This window comes from Streptomyces sp. NPDC087787, assembly GCF_044743035.1.
In the GTDB taxonomy this organism is placed as follows: domain Bacteria; phylum Actinomycetota; class Actinomycetes; order Streptomycetales; family Streptomycetaceae; genus Streptomyces.
In genome coordinates, this window is record NZ_JBIUVQ010000035.1 from 1 (window position 1) to 19,771 (window position 19,771).

Annotated in this window: 15 protein-coding genes and 4 pseudogenes; 8 read left to right on the plus strand and 11 right to left on the minus strand. The window is 69.2% G+C overall.

All coding sequences use genetic code 11. The features are described from left to right. The 7 genes and pseudogenes from ACIOWN_RS33085 to ACIOWN_RS33115 form a co-directional block, all read right to left on the minus strand. Positions 1 to 292: pseudogene (locus ACIOWN_RS33085) on the minus strand (hypothetical protein); the annotation flags it as partial. A 352-nt stretch (positions 293 to 644) separates the two neighbouring features. Next, positions 645 to 1,535 (minus strand): glycoside hydrolase family 19 protein, encoded by an 891-nt coding sequence (locus ACIOWN_RS33090; RefSeq protein ID WP_362352021.1) that lies wholly within the window; start codon positions 1,533 to 1,535, stop codon positions 645 to 647. Positions 1,536 to 1,686: 151 nt separating this feature from the next. Next, positions 1,687 to 2,271: a hypothetical protein gene (locus tag ACIOWN_RS33095; RefSeq protein WP_362352060.1), complete on the minus strand. Its 585-nt coding sequence runs from the start codon at positions 2,269 to 2,271 to the stop codon at positions 1,687 to 1,689. Continuing rightward, positions 2,268 to 2,702, minus strand: a complete 435-nt coding sequence (locus ACIOWN_RS33100) for an MFS transporter (RefSeq protein WP_362352024.1) — start codon at positions 2,700 to 2,702, stop codon at positions 2,268 to 2,270. The genes ACIOWN_RS33095 and ACIOWN_RS33100 overlap by 4 nt, the downstream gene beginning before the upstream one ends. 54 nt (positions 2,703 to 2,756) lie before the next feature. Beyond that, a complete protein-coding gene (locus ACIOWN_RS33105; RefSeq protein ID WP_362352027.1) occupies positions 2,757 to 2,921 on the minus strand; it encodes a hypothetical protein in 165 nt (54 codons plus the stop codon). Positions 2,922 to 3,208: 287 nt separating this feature from the next. After that, complete coding sequence (locus ACIOWN_RS33110; protein ID WP_401984279.1) at positions 3,209 to 4,279, minus strand: glycoside hydrolase family 43 protein; 1,071 nt, start codon at positions 4,277 to 4,279, stop codon at positions 3,209 to 3,211. A gap of 176 nt (positions 4,280 to 4,455) precedes the next feature. Continuing rightward, positions 4,456 to 5,946, minus strand: a complete 1,491-nt coding sequence (locus ACIOWN_RS33115; protein WP_362357585.1) for a glycoside hydrolase family 76 protein — start codon at positions 5,944 to 5,946, stop codon at positions 4,456 to 4,458. Between the two features lie 239 nt (positions 5,947 to 6,185). Between ACIOWN_RS33115 and ACIOWN_RS33120 the strand changes: the two genes are divergently transcribed. Both ACIOWN_RS33120 and ACIOWN_RS33125 read left to right on the plus strand, forming a co-directional pair. Beyond that, positions 6,186 to 6,605, plus strand: coding sequence for a DUF2809 domain-containing protein (locus ACIOWN_RS33120; RefSeq protein ID WP_362357587.1), 420 nt, complete (start codon positions 6,186 to 6,188; stop codon positions 6,603 to 6,605). A 761-nt stretch (positions 6,606 to 7,366) separates the two neighbouring features. Beyond that, positions 7,367 to 7,897, plus strand: a complete 531-nt coding sequence (locus ACIOWN_RS33125; protein ID WP_401984281.1) for an ester cyclase — start codon at positions 7,367 to 7,369, stop codon at positions 7,895 to 7,897. Positions 7,898 to 8,028: 131 nt separating this feature from the next. Here ACIOWN_RS33125 and ACIOWN_RS33130 read toward each other — a convergent pair whose 3' ends face one another. After that, positions 8,029 to 8,847: an SDR family oxidoreductase gene (locus ACIOWN_RS33130; protein WP_401984283.1), complete on the minus strand. Its 819-nt coding sequence runs from the start codon at positions 8,845 to 8,847 to the stop codon at positions 8,029 to 8,031. 121 nt (positions 8,848 to 8,968) lie between these two features. Between ACIOWN_RS33130 and ACIOWN_RS33135 the strand changes: the two genes are divergently transcribed. Both ACIOWN_RS33135 and ACIOWN_RS33140 read left to right on the plus strand, forming a co-directional pair. Continuing rightward, positions 8,969 to 9,553: a TetR/AcrR family transcriptional regulator gene (locus ACIOWN_RS33135; RefSeq protein WP_401984284.1), complete on the plus strand. Its 585-nt coding sequence runs from the start codon at positions 8,969 to 8,971 to the stop codon at positions 9,551 to 9,553. A gap of 518 nt (positions 9,554 to 10,071) precedes the next feature. Then, a pseudogene (locus tag ACIOWN_RS33140) lies at positions 10,072 to 10,956 on the plus strand (RNA repair domain-containing protein); the annotation flags it as partial. Between the two features lie 127 nt (positions 10,957 to 11,083). Here ACIOWN_RS33140 and ACIOWN_RS33145 read toward each other — a convergent pair. The 3 genes from ACIOWN_RS33145 to ACIOWN_RS33155 all read right to left on the minus strand — a co-directional run bounded on the left by ACIOWN_RS33145 (position 11,084) and on the right by ACIOWN_RS33155 (position 15,504). After that, entirely contained in the window at positions 11,084 to 12,313 is a 1,230-nt protein-coding gene (locus ACIOWN_RS33145; RefSeq protein WP_362357593.1) for an acyl-CoA dehydrogenase family protein, read from the minus strand. Between the two features lie 79 nt (positions 12,314 to 12,392). Further along, positions 12,393 to 14,006 carry a hypothetical protein gene (locus ACIOWN_RS33150; RefSeq protein WP_362357595.1) on the minus strand — a complete coding sequence of 538 codons (1,614 nt, stop codon included), beginning with the start codon at positions 14,004 to 14,006 and terminating at the stop codon, positions 12,393 to 12,395. A 13-nt stretch (positions 14,007 to 14,019) separates the two neighbouring features. Further along, positions 14,020 to 15,504, minus strand: a complete 1,485-nt coding sequence (locus ACIOWN_RS33155) for a hypothetical protein (RefSeq protein ID WP_362357597.1) — start codon at positions 15,502 to 15,504, stop codon at positions 14,020 to 14,022. Between the two features lie 408 nt (positions 15,505 to 15,912). On the opposite strand from ACIOWN_RS33155, the gene tap reads away from it, so the two are divergent. From tap to ACIOWN_RS33175, 4 genes and pseudogenes are all read left to right on the plus strand, one after another. Beyond that, positions 15,913 to 18,141, plus strand: coding sequence for a telomere-associated protein Tap (gene tap, locus ACIOWN_RS33160; protein ID WP_362357599.1), 2,229 nt, complete (start codon positions 15,913 to 15,915; stop codon positions 18,139 to 18,141). A gap of 9 nt (positions 18,142 to 18,150) precedes the next feature. After that, positions 18,151 to 18,708 carry a telomere-protecting terminal protein Tpg gene (tpg, locus tag ACIOWN_RS33165; RefSeq protein ID WP_362357601.1) on the plus strand — a complete coding sequence of 186 codons (558 nt, stop codon included), beginning with the start codon at positions 18,151 to 18,153 and terminating at the stop codon, positions 18,706 to 18,708. A 64-nt stretch (positions 18,709 to 18,772) separates the two neighbouring features. Then, positions 18,773 to 19,365: pseudogene (locus ACIOWN_RS33170) on the plus strand (VOC family protein); the annotation flags it as partial. Between the two features lie 134 nt (positions 19,366 to 19,499). Then, a pseudogene (locus ACIOWN_RS33175) lies at positions 19,500 to 19,760 on the plus strand (MOSC domain-containing protein); the annotation flags it as partial. Positions 19,761 to 19,771: the final 11 nt, after the last annotated feature.

Genomic DNA, 19,771 nt, shown 5'->3' on the forward strand with positions numbered 1-19,771 from the left:
CGGAGCACTCCGGGCGGGCAGTCGGCGACGAAGCAGGAAACCCCACGGCGCGAGCCGTAGGAATCCCCCGCCTTAAGGCGGGGGAGGAAGTCAAGAAGGTGAAGATGACCGTGTAGGTCAGGGGCTCGGTGCTCTCATTGGCGACCTCATAGGCGGCGGAGATGCCCGAGTCCGATCCCGTGGTGAGCCCGTCGGCGGAGCCGGAGTAGCTGCGAGTGGGCGAGGGAGCGACCGACGGCAGGGTCAGCGACGTGATCCGTACGCCGTCCTTGCCCGGATCGTCGATCCGCATGCTGCCGCCTTGGGGCGCGGCCGCGTCGGCACCGGTGTTCCCGGCACCCGCATGCTCCGCGCCGCAGGCCGTGAGTAGCAGAGCGGCCGCAGCGATAGCCGACAGGAAAGGGGCGGTCGTGGTGAGAACCGGGTGGAGGGAAACGGGTTTGGGCATGCGGTCATCTCATCAAGGCACCAACCAGACGTGTGCGATGGAGCTCACAGTTCCGGTCACAGGGGTGTCACAGGTGGGGGCCGCATCATGCCGAAGCCGATGCGGCCCCCGATCGCGTCAACCGGTTGTCCCGGTGTCCGTGCGCGATGCTCCCGATCCGAGGTCCCGGGGACGATTCACGCACACCGGGAACGGGTCAGCAGTACAGGTTGGCGCCCGCCGACACGCCCAGAATCTGCGTGAACTGCTGATACGTGGTCACACGGCTCTGCACCTGGGCGGGGTTCCTGCCGTCGCACTCGAGGGAACCGTTGATGGAACGGATCGTCTGGCCGAAGCCCGCGCCGTTGACCATGGCGTTGTGCGGGGTCATGCTGCCGGGCCCGGACTGGGTGTTCCAGTACCAGAGGCCCGTCTTCCACGCCACGGAGGCGTCGGTCTGCACCAGCGACGGGTTGTTGAGCAGGTCGATGCCGAGCGCGTCACCCGCGGCCTTGTAGTTGAAGTTCCAGCTGAGCTGGATGGGGCCGCGCCCGTAGTAGGCCGCCTGTCCGGCGGGGCAGCCGTACCACTGGCTCCAGTCGCAGTAGTGCGGGTAGTTGGCGGTGTTCTGCTCGACGACGTGAACCAGTCCGCCCGTCTCGTGGCTTACGTTGGCGAGGAAAGCGGCTGCCTCCTGCTTCTTGGTCTCGTCGCCGCCGGTGTTGGCGAAACCGGGGTAGGCGTTGAGCGCTGCGGTCAGGCCACTGTAGGTGTAGAAGCCGTTGCGGTTCGGGAACATCTGGTTGAACTGGGCCTCGGAGACAACGAAGTTGCCGACGGGCGTGCCGCTGCCGCTGTCACAGTTGTACGGCCTCCAGTACCAGGTGCTGATGACCGGGTCATAGCCCGGGTTGTCGTGTTCAGCGATGTACGCCTTGCCGTCCGTGTAGCGGACGATGTCACCGGTGACGTACGCCCTGCCGGCCACCCAGCTCGGGTAGCTCGAACAGGTGGCGGCGGACGCGCTGCTGGTCGGCACCAGCACCGGTACGGCGGTGGAGAGGGCGAGCGCGGTCACGACCGCGGAGATACGACGCCTCGACACGGAATCAACTCCTTGACGGAGAACGGTCGTACCCGGCGCGGGCTGGACGGAGCGAGCCTTGTGCGCGTGCCGTCGGAACCGGATGGGGGGCGCGGGGCCGACCGTGGTGGGGGGTGTGAGCCACACACTCAACCGTATTGGTCTGTACCAGTCAAGGCGCAGACAGAACCCCAGCCCGACCCGCCACATGACCGTCTTCCTGTTGGTTGAGCACGCCTGTACGGTAGGTACCGGGGGTGGTGCGCATGGCCTGGGCGAAGATGCCGACGAAGGCGCTGGTCGAGGCCCATCCGCAGGCGTGGGCGGTGTCGGTGACGGTGGCGGGCATGAACAGGCCTCCGGCGCTCATCGCGAGGCCGAGGGTGACCCCGGCGGCGGTCCCGGGCCGGCTGGGCAGATAGTCCTGGCCGAGCTTGATGAGGACGGCGAACGGGATGTTCGAGATGAGGCCGACGAGCAGGGCCGACGGGAGGGCTGCGTACTTGTTGTCGCAGGCCAGCATGAGCCACAAGGCCGGAAGCATGGCGGCGTTGCCGATCTGAACGGTGCGGACCATGCCGATGCGGTCGGCGAGCCGTCCGCCGAGCAGCGTGCCCAGCACGCCGCCGCCGAGTTCGAGGGTCAGAGCGATGCCGCCAAGTCCGCTGCCGGCGCCGAGGTGGCGGATCCAGTACAGGGAGATGAAGGTGTTCAGGCCGGTCGAGATCGTGGAACGGACGATCTCGACCGCGGTCAGAGCTGCGAACCGTCCTGGCTGGTCCTTTCCGTGGTGCCGGAGCTTCTTGGCCGCGGCGTTCGACGTGCGGTCAGGTGGCGCAGCAGTACGAAGCCCATGAGGACGGCCGGAGGGATGAACAGCGGGGTCGCGCCGATCCCGAGGTTGTCCAGGGCCGGGGTGACCAGCGCCGGTCCGATGAAGAAGCCGACGCTTCCGCCGGCCGCGAAGTAGCTCATCGCGGTGGCGCTGCCCCCGGCCGCGCGGCGGGCGTCACGCCCGGTAGGGGGGTGGAACATCGCGATGCCGACGCCGGCGAGCAGCAGCAGCGCGAACACCAGCGGATAGGAGGGCACGAGGCCGGACAGGCCCGCCCCGATGCCCGCCAGGCTGATCCCGAGCGGCGACATCCACCGCAGCCGGTGCCGGTCGGCGAGCAGGCCGATCGGCACCTGGGGCAGCGCGCTGCCCAGCGTCGCGGCCAGCGCGAGCCCGGAGGCCTCGACCTAGCCGAAGTGCCGCTCCAGCACGAAGTAGGGGACGGCGGCAGGCACGAGGTCCTGGTAGAAGTCGTCGACGGCGTGGGCGGTGGCCCACACCCGCATCCGGCGCCAGTGTCCGGGCGGATCGGCGACGCCACGGGGACGGGTCGTTTCCTGGAACGAAGTCACACATCGACGATCGACAATCCAGCTCAGGCGCGCTTCCCGTATTCTGCCTATCGATATTCGAAACCCGTCAAGCGCTCGTCGACGGGTTCGGCCGCAACAGCATCCGGCCGCCGGTGGAGAGCTGCGGGTTCTGCGCCGCACGGCCGCCGCCTACTCGGGTCAGGGGTTCGGCAGGGTCGAAATCGGGGGCAGTCCGGAGGTGTGAATGCCACAGACGGCCCTGGCGTCGGTGCGGTGGCTTTGTCAACGAGAACCGCCCCCAAACAGCAGACGCTCTCCCGAGGTTTCTACTCGAAGAACTTCAGACCCCATCCGGTGTCGGTGTTCGGTCCGGGGACGTTGGCCCGGCTGTAGGTTGCCCCGCCCCACCAGCAGAAGGTGCCCGTGTGCCAGTAGCGGTTGTCCCACGAGTACGGCGTTCCCTTCGCGACCGCGTGGAACATCAAGGGGAACGTCGGGCCCGCGGGCGGGCTGGTGGCGATGTCGCCGTTGAGCAGGACGAAACTGTGGTGCCCTGGACCGTTGACGTAGAGGGTCGGGTCCCAACCATGCATCATTGTGGCGGCGTTGGAACCGAACAGGCAGCCGTTCGACTTGTACCAGTCCCACACGTACGTGGGATCACCGCCGGACCGCAGCCTCAGGTCGGCCAGGCAGTACTGGTCGCTCCAACTGCCGTTGGCGGAGTACACGATGTGCAACTGGCCGTTGGGGTCCTTGATGGCTTCCGGACCCTCGTTGATGAAGGGGTTGCCGACGGCCCGTTCCCAACTCTCCCGCGGCTGCGAGATGATGTACCTCGCACCGGTCGGCGTGGTCGGGTTGTTCATCCGGGCGATGTAGAGGTTCTGCTCGACATTACTGTCGCCCGCCCATCCCGACCAGACGAACCAGCGCTGCCCCGAGAAGGTGAACATGGTCCCGTCGATCGCCCACTTGTCGTCCGGCAGGGCAAGCTGCGTCTCGGCCGTGTACCCGCGGTCCGGAGAGGCTGAGCTGATGACGAACATACGGTGGTTCGCTCCGACGCCGGCCGTGAAGTAGATGTAATAGCGGCCACCGTCTGTCACCAGCTCGGGAGCCCAGACCTCACCGCGGCCACGAGTGTCCGACCAGACCTGCCGGGCGGGCGCCCATGCGAGCGCGTCCGTCGACGCGGCCTGCCGGACGGCGATGCCCGCGCCGGTCGACTGCACGGAGATGTAGGTGCTTCCGACACGGATCACACTCGGGTCCGCCGCACGCAGCGGCGTCTGGCTCGCCTGGGCCGGCCCGATGGAGGTCAGTGAGATCGCGGCCGCCAGGACCGCGGACAGGGCGAAGACAACGGCGGCGTACAGACCTCGGAGAGTCTTCATGGTCCCCGTTCCCATAGTCGGCTTCAGCTTCGACGTCGACCCGGACGCGAGTTCACAAGACCGGGTCGACGTCCGGTCAAGTCCGCTTCGGAAGACGGTGGTGGGGCGATCCTGACTGTCAGTTGCACGTCACATCCACCGCTTCCACCGGTCGCGGGTCCAGTTCCGGCAGCGCTTCAAGGTGCCGCGTTGAGCAGGTCGAGGGCGCTCTGCTGACGTGCCGCGTCCAGTTTGTCGACCGGTCCCGACCAGCGCAGTCCGTACTGGTCGAGCGCGTTCCGGTCGCTCGTGCGGGCCCGGTCCGCCTGGCGTTGCAGATAGGCGGTGTAAGGATGGTCCGGCAGCGCCGCGTTGAGCTTGCCCAGGCCGCGCACATGGGCACCCTTGAAGGACGGCCCGTCGCCGCCGCAGTCCCCGCTCTCGCACGGGTCTCGCAGGATGCCGTCGCTGGTGTGCAGGGAGGAGGTCGTGGTCGCGGCGTCGGCGATCTGCCGAGCGCGGGTGAGCAGCGCCCCGTCGCCCGTCGCCCGGTTCAGTTCGGTGAGCGCACCGAGCAGCACGCCCTGGTTGTACGACCACACGGCCTGGCCGTTGTTGCGGCAGGTGGACAGGTCTATGCCGTCGTTGACCAGGTTCGAGCCGTTGACCATGCCGGTGCCCTGGAACCAGGACCAGCCGGCGCGGGCCCGGTCGAGATACGTGGTGTCACCCGGGATGCGGTTGTGCAGGGCGGCACTGAGCTGGATGTAGAGGGAGTTGGCGATGGCGTTCTTGTACGTCTTCGCCGTACTCCACCACACTCCGCCGCCGCAGGTGCCGTCCCAGTAGGCGGCCATGTGGTCGGCGTCGGCGCGGGCGGTGTTCAGGTAGCGGCTGTCACCGGTCAGGTCGTACGCGGCGATCCACGCGAGCCCCCACCAGCCGGTGTCGTCGATGTACTCGTTGCGGAACTGCCCGTTTCGCGTGTTCAGGTTCAGGTCGTACGTGCGGGAGATCGCGTACGAGTAACTGCCCATCCCTGACACACGGATGTTGTCGATGACGGCAGTCAGCGCGTTCGCGGAGTTCCACCAGCCGGTGGAGTCGAACAGGCCGGTCGAGTTGTTGTAGAAGGTCATCAGGCCGGTGGCCGCAGCGGTTCGCCGGTCACCGGCGTTCCACGTGACGCGTGCCCACGGGGTGCAGGCGATCTCGGCGCGGTCGCCGGCCTTGCCGCAGGCGCGCAGCGCGCCGACGCCGTGGTTGTTCCAGTCGTCGACGTTGTACATGAGCGTGCGCCAACCCCGTTGCCCGGAAGGAACGGTGGTGTCACCGAGCTTGCTGCCCGAACTCCAGGTGCGGCCGCCGTCGAAGGAGCGGTCGAGCCAGACCTCGTCGCCCGGGTTGCCGTTGTCGATGGACGCCCAGCCCATCGCGTCGGCGTCGTCGAAGTGGAGGGCGATGGACCGCCCGTAGACGGCCGCCGTGACCGGGACGCGGTCGCCGGGGGAGAGGGCGGGGTCACGGGCGTCGCAGTATTTGTTGCAGACGGTCGCGGTGACGGCGGTGCCGGCGGCGGACGCCGACTGCGGGGCGAGGCCTGCGAGAAGTGCGAGGGAGAACGCGGCGGCCGACTGCCCGAAGGCGAGAAGTCTCGCCGTCCTTCGGGACCTTCGTACTGGAGTCATGGGGCCTCCCCGTCAACGCGACGCCCCCTGCCCTCGCCGTGGACCTGCGGACGTCGCTTCGCAGCAGCACAGGTGACGAGTGGTCCGGGGCATGCCGTAGATGAATTGTGAGAGCGCTCTCGGAAGGTAGTGAAGGGGAAAGGGAGCGTCAATGGGTATGTCACGTACGGGAGGCACCGCCGATCGCGGCCGAGGGGGAGCCGCTGCGTCGCGCATGGGACATCCGGCAGTATGACTCTGTGCCCTCCCTCCCAAGAACCCAGGACCGCGCCGCAGGCGCCGCCGCCCCGGTACGGATCCGCCTGGCGGCGGCCGCGGCCGCGGTGCTGACAGTCGCCGCGGGGCTGGGACTCAGGGCCGTCACGGCGGGGAGCGTCGGCAAGTACGGTGGAGACGCGCTGTACACCGTGCTGCTCCTGACCCTCGTCGTTCTGGTGGCGCCGCGGGTGACGCCTCTGACGGCCGCCGCAAGCGCGTTGGCCATCAGTTGGGGGATCGAGTTCCTGCAGCTCAGCGAGGTGCTGGCCGAGCTCTCCCGGCGTAGTGCCGTCGCCCGCCTCGTGCTCGGTTCCACCTTCAACCCGCCCGACCTGCTCTGGTACGCGGTCGGCGCCGCAGCGGGCTGGCTCGTCCTCACCGCGGTGAGGAGAGAGGTGTAGGGCCGGCTGGTCGCCTACCGGAGCTTGTCACCGACCACTTCACCGTCCACAGCCTGGTCTTGGAGCTCGCTGACGTTGGGGAGTGCCTTGTTGCCCGGGCTCGGTTCACGGTTCGTCGCGGTGCGTGAGGTGGCCGTCGGTGAGCCGCCAGTAGTGCTGGTGATCGGTCAGCTGCCAGGTCTCGTCGGCGGCGATGGCCTGCGTGATCCATTCGTGCATTTTGCTCCCAGGACGATGGTCCCGCTGCCATGCCCCGTGAGGAACCGCAGCTCCTTGACGCGGCTCAGGTAAGGGCCGAGACACTCGTTGATGTCGGTGGTGGTCAGGGGCCAGGCGCGGTGCCGGGGCAGTCTTCGATTTCGTGCGGACATGGCAAGCAGAATGACAGAAGGTCACTGTCGGTTCTCGCGGGTTTTCGCGGCCTGCTCCAGCAGCGCCCGTGCGGAGTCCGTGTACGGCGGCGCTGATCCAGTGGTTCGACCATCGTCGGCCGCTCGAACCTTTGGGGCAGTCGAGCGTCCGTCAGATTCAAGGTATTTCACCTTGACGGGGCGTGGAGACTTGCGCCGTGATCGTTCTCCTCCCGTTGAACGTGGGTTTCGCCACGGTCGGTGTCGGGCTCCGCTCCTTGCGGTTCTCCGTCCTACGGCACTCGTCGGCGAAGGAACGGACAGCGACGGACTGCGTTTTTACGTGCGCTTCCGATCAAAACAAGGCAAAGGGCAACTGCTGTGAACCGGTTCGTACTTCCCGATGAGCCCGTGCTTCGCGCCCGGGAGAAGCTCGTCCTCGACCACTTCCGCGACGAGGTCGCACAGGACTGGGACGCCACCCTGTCCACCTTTCCGCATCCCCACTACGAACTCATCGCGTCGATGCAGGTGCACGAAGGCGATGCCGAAGTGCGTGCTTACTACGACGACACGCGCGTCGCCTTCCCCGACCAACGTCACGAGATCATTGCGTTCCGTCACAGCGTCGACGCCGTCATCGTGGAGTTCTGGCTTCTGGGCACACACCTCGGCCCTCTCGGCAGGATCCCGCCGACAGGCGCCACTCATCGCACGCGGATGAACGCGTACTTCATCTTCGACGAGGACGAGAACCTCGTGACCGAGCGGATCTACTTCGATCAGCTGAGCGTCCTCAAGCAACTGGTCGCGGGCGTGGACAGGAGCAGGCCGAGCGGCCTGCTCAAGCTCATCCGGATGGTCAGGGGCGCCCTCTCCATGGCCGCTGGCAGTCCCGACCCGCGGCTCACCGACACGACAGCGCCCGACTTCGTCCGCTGACCGCGGCCAGGGTGTCTCGCGTCCGCTTCCCGCACCACCCGGCCCCATGACCACGGCGGCCTGACACCCCGGCCGCTGGACTTGAGGGGGGAGTCCTTCTTGTCTTACTGCGGCGGGTGAGGGGCGCGGGGTCAGCCCTGGGCGGTGCGGGAGACGTGCTGCCAGTCGGCCCAGGTCCGAAGGCGCTGGGCGTACAGCGGCTCGACGATCTCGATCGGCTCGGTGCCGAAGAACACGCGCAGCGGCGGAGTGTCGGCATCGACGATCTGCAGCAGAGCCACACCGGCGTCGGCAGGGTCGGCGTACCGGGCGTCGCCGAAGCGTGCCGTGACGGCCTCGCGGACCCGGTCGTAGGCGGGGTTCGGCGTGGCGCGCGTGGCGGAGGAGCCGGCCCAGTCGGTGCTGAAGCCGCCCGGCTCGACGATGGTCACCTTGATCCCGGCACCGGCGACTTCCTGGGCCAGGGCCTCGCTGAATCCCTCGAGCGCCCACTTGGACGCGTGATAGGCGCCGAGCGACGGGAACGCGGCGACGCCGCCGACGGACGATATCTGCACGATGTGGCCGCTGCCCTGTGCACGCATGATCGGCAGGGCCGCCTGGGTGACCCAGAACGCGCCGAAGAGGTTGGTCTCCATCTGGTCGCGCAGCTGCTGTTCGCCGACCTCCTCGACCATGCCGAACAGGCCGTAGCCGGCGTTGTTGACCACGACGTCGAGCCGGCCGAACTTCTCATGCGCGGCTGCGACCGCGGAGGCAACGGCCCCCTTGTCGGTGACGTCCAGCGTCAGCGGGAGCACCGCGTCCTCGCCGTATGCGGCGACCAGGTCGTCCAGCGCTTCCACCTTCCGGGCGGTCGCGGCGACCTTGTCGCCCCGCTTCAACGCGGACTCGGCGAACGCACGGCCGAACCCTCGGGACGTACCAGTGATGAACCAGACCTTGCTCATGACTTCTCCCCACGGTCAGGCCTCCGGAGCCGTCCCCGGGGGTCCGCTCTCACCGTAACCCAGAAACTTAGACTCGTCTAAAAATACACTCGTCCAGAAATCGACCCTTAGGATGGGAGGCGTGAAAGAACCCATGAGTCTGCGGGAGCGCAAGAAGCTGGCGACCTGGCGCGGGATCCAGTCCGCCGCGCTGCGGCTGTTCGACGAGCAGGGTTACGAGGCCACGACCGTCGAGCAGATCGCCGCCGCCGCGAACGTCTCGCGCGCCACCTTCTTCAACTACTTCGCCGGCAAGGACGCGGTGCTCCTCGACCAGGACCCCGAGGGGCGGCTCGCGTGGCAGGACATGATGGGCGCCCGTCCGGCGGACGAGCCGCTGTGGGATTCACTGACCGCGATCCTGACAGGGTTCTGCGAGGGCTTGCGGGAACGGATGCCGCTGCAGCGCCGCCTGAAAGCGCAGTCGCCCGTGTTCGCCCAGTCCGCGCAGAGCTTCGGCGAGCAGTTCTTCACCGACCTGAGGGAGTGGGTGGCATCCCGCGCCGCACCGTCGGACACCCTGAGCGCGACGCTGCAACTGAACCTCGCCGTCGCCGCGACGATGACGGCGTACCAGACCTGGCCCGCGGACGAGCCCTTCGACGGATTCCTGCGACGCCTCAGCCTCTGCCTCCGTCAGGCACGGCCGAGCGCGAGCATCGGCTGAAGCACAGGATGGCGCCGACGCACCAGCCGGGCGGCGGCGTCCGCAAGGCCGTGGACTTCGGGGCACGGACTCGACCTGATCAAGCCTCACGGCCCCCGAGGCGCTCCCACCCTGAGGGGCCGTGGCCCGCAGTTCCCTTGCAGGGCGCGCACGACAGCGGATCCGGCCAGTTCGGCCATGATGACGTTCCGTTCCTGGCTGTGGCGGTGGACGACTGAGATTGCGCGGCCGCCGGGCTGCTCGGGCAACAGCTCGATTCACGGCGTCGTCCACAGGGACTGGATGGTGGAGCTCGCCGTCACCGTCGGCGCGCCGGGCACAGCGCGGGTGGTGCGCGCCGCGCCTGCGAGAGGTGTGTCTTCCAGGCCCTGCGCGAGCGCCCGCGCTGCAAGGAGATCCGGGCGGTCGGCGCCGACAAGTGACGCAACCCCGAGGAGGACCTGCCCGACGGCTTCGAGACCTCAGCCCGGGCGGCACCCTGGAGGAAGACGAGGTGGGATGGCGGGGGAGGAGGCGTGATGCGAACCAGTGACGAGATCTATTACCGGATCCGCTGGGACCCGCGGTTCGACCCGGCCCGGTTCGTGCTGGGGATCAGCCGGCGCGGGGACGGCGTCGAGCGCATCCCGCTGTCCTCCTTCGTGCCCGGGGGCGACATCCCGTGGCACCGGGTGGTGTTCATCGAGGCGGACGGCGAGGTGGTCTGGGACCGGGCCACGGGCGTGGACCGCATCGACGCGTCGGGCGCCGGCCGGGTGCGTGACGCTCGAGCGGACCCGAGCCGCGACACGGGGTCCCGCATGGGCGGGCACGTCGGCGTCCTCGACCTGGCCCCGACGCCCCGCACGGCCGTGGCCTGGATCCCGCCCGCGGAACTGTGGCCGCCGATCCAGGACGTCCGCCAGGACTACGATCCGCAGATCCACCGCTGGCCGCCGCACGTCAATGTGCTCTTCGGCTTCGTGCCGGAGTCCGACTTCGAGCGGGCTGCCCCACTGCTCGCCGCGGCGACGGCCGAGACGCCCGTCTTCACCGCCCGGCTCGACGGAGTGCGCACCTTCCGCCACAGGGCGTACTTCACCGTGTGGCTCGACCCGGCGGCAGCCGGCAAGGCGCCATGGGCGGACCTGCACCATGCACTGCGGCAGCGGTTCCCGCGCTGCGGTGGGCCCGCCGAGGACTTCACCCCCCATCTGTCCCTGGGCCGGACCCGCGATCCGCGGCGGGTCACCGCCGACTGCGCCACCCGGCTCGGCGCCATGACGGCGACAGTCTGGGAAGTCGTCCTGCTCTCACGCAGGGGCGACGGGCCGATGCGGCCACGGGCCACGGTCGCCCTGCGATCGGGCGAGGTGCGCCGGCTGCCCGCTCCCGACCCCGACGCGCCGGGCCCGGAGGACACGGCATGGCTCTCCGCGATCAATGACAGGTGAGGCCATGTCCGGCTGGGGCAGAGCGCGGTGCTGACTCCTGCCGGGGCCGGGAAACTCCGGGCAGCGATACCGCCCAGTGCATGAAGCGCTGCCTTGCTCAGAGCCTGTGGAAGGACAGGTCGTACTGCTCGCCGAGCACGGCACGGCCCACGGTCGCGAGAACGTGATCGGCGTTGTCGTGGAGTTCGTACAGTGTCAGGTCGCGCAGGACCCGCTCCACGGGGCTCGGGCGGATCAGGCTCCTGGCGCCGCAGGCCTGGATGACGTGATGCACCGTTTCCTGTGCCAGATGCGCGATGGTGTGCCAGGCTCTGGCGCCCGCGATTCGGGCCTCGTCGTCCCTGCCCTCGTCCCACAGACCGGCGACGTGGCGCAGCCAGAGGTGCCCGGTCTCGACGTTGACCGCCATGCTGCCCACTCGTTGCTGCACATACGGGTCACCGCCCTTGCCCTGTCGTTTCAGGTACGCGATCCCGTACTCATACGCGGCGAGGGCGCCGCCGAGGAAGCTGGCCGCGTAATGGGGCACGAACACGGTCTGCCACTGCCCCTCGAAGTAGCTGCCGGGACCTCCGACGAGATGCTCGCGCGGTATGAAGGTGTCGTGGAAGCGCACCGCGTGGCTGACCGTCGCACGCATGCCGGCGGGGTCCCACCAGGAAGCATCCACGGTCACGGTCGGATCGGACAGGTCGCAGGCCAGCAGCAGGAGCCTCTCGCGGGCCCCCGGGGTGGTCTGGCGGGCCCCGCCGGGTGTTTCCGGATCGACGAGCAGGATCGCCCACTGTGCTCCGGTGGCACCGGTGGCGAACGCTTTGCTGCCACGGAGGACCCAGCCGTTGCGGACGGGGACAAGCGTGGTGCCGAAGCGAAGGCTCTCGCCCGGCTTCGGAGCTTGGGGTTCGCCGCTCCAGGCGGCCCACTTCTCCCCTTGTTCCACCACGCCCGCGAACCAGCGTCGCTTCTGCTCCGGGGTGGCCAGGGCGTCGATCAGTGCCAGTGCGTTGGTGTGTCCTTCCCAGCAGCGGGCCAGTGACAGATCCGCCTTGGCCAGCGTGGTGGTCATCTCCCACAGGGGCAGGGTGTGGCGCTGCTGAGGGCCGTAGCCCAGACCTCCGTATTCCCGCGGCACGGTGGCGCCCAGAAGACCGCTGGAGAACAGGTCGTCGAAATCCTCGGCGGGGAAGACGGCCTCGCGGTCGTACTCCACAGCGCGGGGGGCGAACTTGTCCGTGGCGAGCTCGGCCGCGGTCGCGAGAACAGCTTGGTCGTCTCCGGTCGCCGGGCTGCGGACAGCTCCGGTGGCGCGGGGCAGGTCGTAAGTCATGTGGAGGTAGCCTCCAAGTGCCGTGTCACGTTCGGCAGGCGGGCGGTGGGCGGTCCGGACGAGGACGTCGCACGGGTCGTCATGGTGCCTCCCGCCCCGTGCGGTGTGCCCGTGCCGGTCCCCCTGATGCGGTGAGGCCGTGGACAGCGGAGTGTTCGGCCGATCCGAAGCAGATGGACCGCAGCGGCAGCGCGTCGGGCATCGGATGGCCCGTCATCAGCCTGAACTGCTCGCGCACCTCGACGAACAGGACCTGCCAGCCGTCGATGCCGATCAGCCCGCGAGCACGGGTGGCGCGTGTGAGCGCGGTCGGCGGATCGCGGTAGGCCATCTCCAACACCACCGCGTCCGTGTCGGCCGCGGCAACCGGGAACGGCTCCCGCTCCACCAGGGGCGTGGCATGCACGAGCAGGTCGTACCCGGCCGGGGAGAACCGGGACAGCGGTATGTAGGGAAGCCCGAGCCGCGAGGAGGCTTCCAGACCGTGCGCGATCCCCCGGTTGACCAGGGTCACCCTGGCTCCGGCCTCGCGCAGGGCCCAGGCGACGGCCCGTCCGGCGCCGCCGCAACCGATGACGGCGGCCGTACGGCCGCTCGGGTCGATTCCACCCAGGGCAAGGGGGCGCAGGGCACCGACGGCGTCGGTGGTGGCCGCCCGCCAGCGCCCCTGGTCGAGCCACAGCAGATTGGCCGAACCGCATCCCAGCGCCTCCGGGTCGGCGACGTCAGCCACGTGGAGGGCGCTCTCCTTGTGCGGGGCGGTCACGGTCAGCCCGTGCAGGGGGATCCCGGCCAGCGACCCGAAGTCGAAACCCCACTGCCAGAACCGGGAAAACCTGTCCACCTGGAAGGGCAGGTACAGCGCGGGCAGCCGCAGTTCCCGCAACGCCGCGTTGTGCAGCCGGGGTGACAACGACTCTCCCGGCGCACGCCCGGCAATGCCGAAAAGGCCGCTGAGCGGCGGCAACGCGGGAAGGCCGTAGTCGGCCAGGAGCCGGCCCACACTCGGCATACCGTCCTCCCCCTGCGCTGCACCGACCCGTCCGAAGACGACGGGTGCCCCCAGCCACGGCGCCAGCACCCGGGTCCACATGCCGACCGGACCGGACGCGAACGCCGTCACGTCGGTACGCCCGAGCCCGGTGAGCAGCAGCGGCGCGGCAGACCCGTACTGTCCTCCGCCCGCAGGCGGCGCGAGGAGGTACAGGGCCGCCGGCACGGCGGACATCGCGGCGAACCGCTCCCTGAGCCGTCCTGATGCCTCCCCCAGCCCCGCTCGACAGCGCCCCTCGGCCCTCCCCCCATGCCCGGACGCGTGCCAGGAGACACGCCGCCGCCGGGCGGGGACGGCCGCCAGCAGTTCCGGCTGCACGTCGTCCATCGCTTCGAGGTCGACCAGTTCATAGTGGTCCGCCGCACGCAGCAGCCGGGTGCGCCGTTCCACCGGACCGGCAACCGAGCGGCCACCCTGTCGCGCGGAGCGCAGGCAGTAGGTCAGCTGTCCTCCGAAGTGCCGACGCAGCCGGGACGGATCGGGGTCGCCGATCAGATCGGCCCGGACTTCCAGTTCGTCGGCGACTCCTTCGAGGCCGCGCAGCGAACGGGGAGTCAGGTCCTCCGGTTCGGCGGCCACCGCCACCAGCCGGGCCCGCCGCCCGGGGGCGGCCCCGTATCCGTTCGTCGCTAGCGTCACTGGCATTCCTGCCTCACCCCCGTCCCGGAGTGGTGCCGCAGGCGCCGGAGGACTCGGCCAGCTCGCACAGGCGGCCGCGCACGGAGCGCTGGATGTGCTCGGCACACCGACGGTACGCCTCCGGAGACTGCCCCTCCGGATCGGGGATGTCATGGTTCGCATCCAGCCGGAGGGTACGGGCCTCGGCTTCGGGCGCCATGGCGATCACCCCGTCCCGATGGGCCCGGGTCATGCAGTAGATGACGGAGCTGACCCGGCACAGTTCCAGGGTGAGCGAGCGAGCACGGTGACGGCGGGGATTTCCCCGGCCCGGCACCCGTCGCAGGCCGAGTTCGGCAAGCGCGGACCGGGCGCCGGGAGCCATCGCCCGCGCGGGCATCGGCGTCGCCAGTCCCGCGCTGGAGAACCGGAAGGCGTGTGCGACGCCCGCCTCCGCGGCTTCGGCCCATGCGATGACCTCCGCCATGGGCGAGCGGCACGTGTTCCCACCGCAGACGAACAGCACCCGGCATGCCGCGCCGGTGCCGCGGGTGCGCCACCAGAGGACGGCCGACGGGCAGGACAGGGCCGCGGCGGCTCCGACCCCGAACACGAGCGCGATCAGCTGGCTGTTCCCGGGAGGCGGGAGCCCGGCCAGCCATGCGAGCGCGAAGGAGGCGACCAGGCCGGACATCAGGCTGGCGAACGCCCAGGCCGGCACACCCCAGGTGTATTCGCGCCGGTCGAGGTAGATCATCGAAGCGAAGACGAACAGCACCTCGTAGGCCACTCCGATCCCCGCTGCCCCCAACGCCGCAGGCGTGCCCAGGAACGTGGTGAAACCCGCGCCCAGTTGCGGTTGCCCGGCCAGCGCTCCCGCGCCCAGCAGCACGGCCAGCCAGACCGGTGCCGCGACATGCTCCTCCACGAAGAATCGCCGGTCCGTCGCGACAATCCCGTTCTTGGCGACGCGACCCATGATTTTGAACCGACCCAGGTAGCCGACGAGGTAAACGAGGACACTCAGCACAGCGGCCGGTGTGAGGTGGTAACTGTTCACATCGCCGAGAGCAACCGAAACCGCTACCCCACTGAGGAACAGCGCCAGCCAGGAATGTTTCATGACCGGACGATTGCCCGCTCTGTCGATCAAGGGGGAGAGAATGAGAACTCCGCCCCGCATCATCAACAGCATGAAGAGGATCGAGACGCCGACAAAGGTGTAATTCATCGTGGTGGCGCCGATGATGAGCGAGGTGAAGAAGCCGGCAGTCAGCGTCTCCCGCCCCGCCGCCGGGATCCGGCGCCCGCCGATCCCGCTCCGGCGCATGTGCCGCCACCGACCCGACACGCCCAGGAAGACCATCATCGCGGCGATCTGCCCGAGGACGGACGCGGGCAGCATCTCGTAGCCGCTGATCGGCTGGGGCGACAGCGGAGTCACGCCACTGGCCAGTGCCTTCACCAGCATGGCGTAGGGAATATACGATACGAAGTATCCGAAGGTGAGCCAGCCCATGTGAGTCCCATTGCTGGTCGAACGTCAAGTTGCTAACGCCGCACGTCCGGGATTGGCACGTCTGGTCTGAAATCTGACCACAATAGACCTGCGTGCTGTTCGGAATTTTTGAGCGTGTCGGCATTCACCGAGAGATATTTGCACATCAATGGCTCACGAAAAGCGCGCAGGCAATCGCGTTGACTTTCCTCAAAAGCGTACCGCCCACGGCTGCCTGCAGCCAGCGCAGGAACGAAGCGCGCAGGTGCGTGGGGGATCACTTCAGTGCGGGCGCCGCAGGACGAACACCGCAGACCTGGTGACCCGGGGCAGGGTCAGCTACGCGACTTACCTCCGTACGCATTCCGTACGGTAAAAGTACGCAATGTGTACGGTTCTTAGGGTACGATGTCGGTCAGGAGGTGTTTCATGTCCGAGTTGTTCGACGCGGTCGACGCCTTGGTCGCGTCCCGTTCCCCGCTGCCGCCGCCTGAGGAGCGCAAGCGGCTGCGCCAGGCACACGGCCTGACGCTGGACGAAGTGTCCGCCGCGCTGAAGGTGCGCCGGGCCACGGTGTCCGGCTGGGAGTCCAGCAAGACTCGGACCGAGCCGCGGGGCCCGGAACGCGAGGCGTACGCACGGCTGTTGAAGCAGCTCGCCGAGCTCTACCCGACGGCCCCTGCGGCTGAGGAGGTGGCCGCCCCGGCGCCGGAAGCGCGACCTCTGTCCGCAGCCCCGGCCTCCGAGGCCGCGGGCATGACCGGCTCCGAGAAGACTCAGACCCCTGCCCCCGCACCCGCCCCTGGCCCCGCCGGTCCGCAGGCCACGCCGCGTCCGGCGCCCACCGTCGGTCCCTCGTCGACGTCGCGCCGTCCGGCCGCGAAGAAGGCCGCCCCCGCAGGCACCCCGGAGGGCGGCACCGATCCGAGGTTCGAGAACGGGCCGCTCGCCGTCGTCGACGTCGAAGACGGCCAGGTGCTGGCGTACTGCGTCGGCGGCCTGGTCCTGGACGTGCCCGCCAAGAGCATCCCGGCCCTGGTGGAGTGGACACTCAAGGAGGCGCGGCTCGGTCAGCCGAAGCTGTCCGGGCCGGGCAAGGACGCCGACCCGCTGATCGTGCTCACCGAGGCGGCGCTGAAGCGCTACGGCCTGCCGGTCACCCTCACCGATGAAGAGCGTCTTGCCGGGCGGATCCCGGAGGGACACAAGGTCGTCAAGCAGCTGGTCCGCGCGGACTGGAAGCTGACGAAGCGCGGGTTCGGGCCGTGGGCGAGGATCTACCGCCCGGCGCAGGGAGCGGAGCGGGCCTGCGTGCAGCTGTGCATCCCGTCGTGGCATGCGCTCGACTCCCGTCACTGGGGCGGGGCCGCGCAGCTGGGGCCGGCGGACCTGGCCCGGGTCCTGGGTGTGTACGCGTCCCGGGTGATGACGCCGCGCGGTTCCACAGCCGTGACCGGCCTGGAGCTGATGACCGCGCTGCACCCGCCGACTCACGCAGTCCGTGACGAGGGCACCGGCGGCTTCCGGAAGTCGGAGACCAAGACGCCGGGCTCGCTGGGCGAGCAGCCGGTCGACCCGGCGCCGTGCGAGGCTCCCGACGGGCACCCGCTGCTGAAAAGCCTGCCGCGCTTCCACGTCCGCGGCCCCGGCGAGAAGCTGTTCGAGGAGGCCTTCGACTGGGCGCGCCCGCTCACCGACGCCGAATGCATGCACCGCAATCTGGTCGGCATCGACGTCAACATGGCCTTCGCGGCCGGAGCCAACGGCCTGGCCGTCGGCCTGGGCGAGCCGACGCGCGTCAAGGCGCCGGCGTTCGATCCGAAACTCCCGGGAAGCTGGCTGGTCGACCTGTCCCATGTCGACCTGTCCCGGGTGAAGGTCGGCAAGGACACGTGGGTGGACCTGGACGCGAGCCTGCTGCCGAGCCCGTTCACGCCGAGGGGCGAGCGGCCCGAAGGACCGGCCTGGTACGCGACTCCTACAGTGGCGTACGCGGTGGAGCTCGGCTACGACGTCACGCCGATCGAGGCGTGGGTGCGCTACGACAACGGCCGCTACCTGGATGCCTGGTACAACCGGCTGCGTGACGCCTTCCTCGCCACGATGGCCGACCTCGGTGTGCACGCGGACATGGCCCCGGCCGACTTCCTGGCGGCGATGGACGGCTGGCGCGGCCGCGATCCGCAACTGGCGATCGTCGTGGACGCGGTCAAGGCGACGGTCAAGGGCGGCCTGGGCAAGCTGCGCGAGCGGCCCCGCGGTGAGGGCTGGCGGCCCGGTGAGCCGTGGCGGGCGCTGTCCCGGCCCACCTGGCGGCCGGACATCCGCGCGGCGGTCATCTCCCGCACGCGGATCAACTTCCATCGGAAGATCGTCAAGCACGCGGCGTTCACCGGGCAGTACCCGGTCGCGGTCCTGTCCGACTGCGTCGTGTACGCGGTCGACGGCACCGGCCCGCTGGACTTCCTGCCCTACCGGGACGGCAAGCCGCTGCCCGGCGGCTTCAAGCTCGGCATCAACCCCGGCCTGGTCAAGCACGAGGGCACCCAGACCGTCCTGTGGGGCGAAGAGGTCCGCGAGCGGTTCAACGCCCCGGAACTCAACCTCGCCCGGTACATCAAGGACGGCACCGTCACCGACGTCGACAACGGAGAGTAGGAGTAGGCGATGACCCTGTTCGGGGACGGCCTGGACACAGCGGTGCAGAAAGCCTTCACCCGCCCGGCACCCAAGAGCGCGCCCGCGCGGATGCGGTACCTGGTCAAGCAGCTCAAGAGCACCAAGGCTGTCGCCCAGATGCTGCGGATCTCCCAGCGCACCGTCGAGCGGTACGTGAAGGACCAGATCAAGAAGCCCCGCGCCGACCTCGCCGCCCGACTGGAGCATGAGGTGAAGAGGCGGTGGCAGCCGCAGATCCGGGCCAAGGCCCGGCAGAAGGCGGCGACCACGGGCGGCATCGTCATCGACACCCGCGCCCGCCTCGGCTACACCGCGCCGATCGGGTCGACGGACCAGGACCGCATCCGGCACCTGACCGTCGCCCTGCCGCCCCGCTACGCCGCCCGGCTCTTCGACGCCCAGGAGGCCGGCGCCACCGACCAGCAGCTCGGGGAGATCGCCGCCGAAGCGCTCAAGGAGGTGTACTTCCAGGACAACGGCCGCCGCGCCGGCCAACTCGAGGAGGTCCGCTTCACGGACATCGAGCACCTGGAGTTCGACCTGTGACGGGCGCGCCCCGAACAGCCGGCGAGCCACGGTGTGGTCCGCCGGGGCTCGCTCGCGTATCCACGACCCCGTGGCCGTCTGTATCGGCATCGTCGCCCGCCCGGAAGTCAAAACGGTGAAGAACCGGGTGCACCTGATCTGGCCACCACCTCGACCGCCCATCAGGCCAAGTTGGTCGCGCGCTTGAAGGATCTCGGCGCGACGCTCGCCGACGTGGGTCAGGGCGACGTCCCCTGGACGGTCATGGCCGACCCCGAGGGCAACGAGTTCTGCGTCCTGGAGCCCCGCCCGATCTACCAGGACACAGGGCCGATCGCCGCGGTGGTGGTCGACTGCACCGACCCCCGAGGGATGGCCCGGTTCTGGGGCCAGGCGATGGACTGGACGCTGCACGAGGTCACCGACGACCACGCGGCCATGCGATCCGCCGAAGGCGTCGGCCCCTACCTGGAGTTCCTCCGCACCCCCGACACCAAGAGCGTGTGGAACCGCATCCACCTCGACGTCCGCCCCTACCCCGGTGACGACCTGGAAGCAGAGGAAGCCCGACTGCGCGCCTTGGGCGCCACCGACCCTGGTATCGACCAGTCCTCAATCTCCTGGACGATTCTTGCCGACCCGGAAGGCAACGAGTTCTGCCTCCTCACCCCTCGCTGACCTCGGGCGCAGGCTCCGGCCGGTTTCAGGTCAGCGGCGAAGACGCTGAGGGCCGCGGGCTGGGCTCGTGGTGAATCATGGCTACCGAACAGGGTCCGTGGGATGAGCGGGACGGTAACGGCGGTCAGCAGCAACAAGCGAGTATTCGCCAGGTCCACCTCATTCACGAGGAGCTCTTCCCCGAAGTCGGCGGAGAGGGATTCAACGTGGCGCCCGGCGAACTCGGGGAGAACATCACCACGAGAGGCATCGACTTGCTCGGCCTGCCCGTCGGAACACTGCTGCGCATCGGCGACGACGCGATCGTGGAGGTCACCGGCCTGCGTAATCCCTGCCCGCAGATCGACAACTTCCAGGACGGCTTGCTGAAGAAGGTCGTCGGGGGAGAAACGGCCGACCGTCAGGT

Excerpts from the sequence above, each read along its gene's own strand:
- ACIOWN_RS33110 (WP_401984279.1), bottom strand. The coding sequence starts at position 4,279 with ATGAAGACTCTCCGAGGTCTGTACGCCGCCGTTGTCTTCGCCCTGTCC.
- ACIOWN_RS33115 (WP_362357585.1), bottom strand. The coding sequence starts at position 5,946 with ATGACTCCAGTACGAAGGTCCCGAAGGACGGCGAGACTTCTCGCCTTC.
- ACIOWN_RS33130 (WP_401984283.1), bottom strand. The coding sequence starts at position 8,847 with ATGAGCAAGGTCTGGTTCATCACTGGTACGTCCCGAGGGTTCGGCCGT.
- ACIOWN_RS33145 (WP_362357593.1), bottom strand. The coding sequence starts at position 12,313 with ATGACTTACGACCTGCCCCGCGCCACCGGAGCTGTCCGCAGCCCGGCG.
- ACIOWN_RS33155 (WP_362357597.1), bottom strand. The coding sequence starts at position 15,504 with ATGGGCTGGCTCACCTTCGGATACTTCGTATCGTATATTCCCTACGCC.
- tap (WP_362357599.1), top strand. The coding sequence starts at position 15,913 with ATGTCCGAGTTGTTCGACGCGGTCGACGCCTTGGTCGCGTCCCGTTCC.
- tpg (WP_362357601.1), top strand. The coding sequence starts at position 18,151 with ATGACCCTGTTCGGGGACGGCCTGGACACAGCGGTGCAGAAAGCCTTC.